Source organism: Streptomyces phyllanthi (genome assembly GCF_009377205.1).
GTDB lineage: Bacteria > Actinomycetota > Actinomycetes > Streptomycetales > Streptomycetaceae > Streptomyces > Streptomyces phyllanthi.
The window spans coordinates 1-1,191 of record NZ_VJZE01000922.1; the positions used below are offsets into that span (position 1 = coordinate 1).

General features: G+C 76.5%; 1 protein-coding gene. It reads right to left on the reverse strand.

The features are described from left to right. Positions 1-1,065 (reverse strand): AAA family ATPase (locus FNH04_RS46150; RefSeq protein WP_152792172.1); only part of this gene is annotated, 1,065 nt, incomplete at its 3' end. Positions 1,066-1,191 lie beyond the last annotated feature (126 nt).

Below are 1,191 nucleotides of genomic sequence, written 5' to 3' on the forward strand. Positions count from 1 at the left end.
GGCCCGGTCGAAGCCGTCGGCCAGGACGGTGAGCGCCTGGAGGGCCGCAGGCACCTCTCCCACCGGGTCGACCTCCAGGACCCCGGGCCCGGTCATCAGCACCAGGGCCAGCGCCAGATACCTCAGTTCCCCGTCCCCGAGCAGCCCCAGCGGCGTACGCACCCCGTCGCCCCGGTCGAGCAGCCCCCGTACCGTCCCGTCACCCAGCGGTTCCGCCAGCACGTCCGCGACCGGGCCCGCGCACCCGGCGCGGACCGCCGCGGCGAACAGCGCGTGCCGCCGCCCGCACTCCGTACGCGTACGCCACAGCACCTCGGCGAGATTTCCGCACCCGTGCAGCAGCCGGCCCGCGCCGAGCGGCACGTGGCCGCGCATGGAGTCGGGTCGCGGATCGCAGGCGAAGACGGACCGCAGCGCCACCACCATCTGCTCGGCGGCGGCGAGCACCCGGCGCTGGCCGTCGGTCTTGCCGGCGACACGCAGGGGCAGCAGGGCCGTGCCGAGGCGGTCGTCGGGCAGCGGGCCCCGGGTGACCGGCGAGGAGCCCGCCGTGTGCCAGGCCGCCTGGACGACACGGCGGCTCGGGTCGCGCAGGGCCGTCTCCAGCAGGACCCGTCCACCGGCCGTCAACCGCTCGCCCACCAGGCGCAGTTCGGGTTCGGCCTGGACGGCTACGTCGAGCCGTACGGGCCCCTCGGAACCGTCGGCCGTGCAGCCGATGCGAAAACCGCGCCGCCGCTGGGCGTCGGGCCGGGCCCGCTCGGGCACGCACGCGGCCGGATCCGGGAACACCTCGTCCAGCGCGGCCCAGCCGCCCAGCCGGGCCAGCGCCTCGTACGCCCGCAGGGCGGTGGACTTGCCGCTGCCGCTGCGCCCGGCGAGGAAGGTCACCGGCCCCAGGGGGAACGCCGCGCCGCGGTGCCCGGCGAAGGCGGAGAGCCGCAGCTCGGTGATGCCGGGCCGGTCCGGGCGCGCTGCGGGCTCCGTGACCGGCGATGCCACGGAGACGGGTGATGCGACGGAGACGGGTGCCACGGAGGCGGGGGATGCGACGGAGACGGTCATGTGCGGACGGTAAGTGCCCGGCTTCCAGGCGAACCGTTCCGCCTGGATGACCTTCCTACGATCGGGGGACCGGCCCCGAGGGGCCGTGCCGTCACACGCCCGGAACCCCGGCCCCCTCCATCAGCC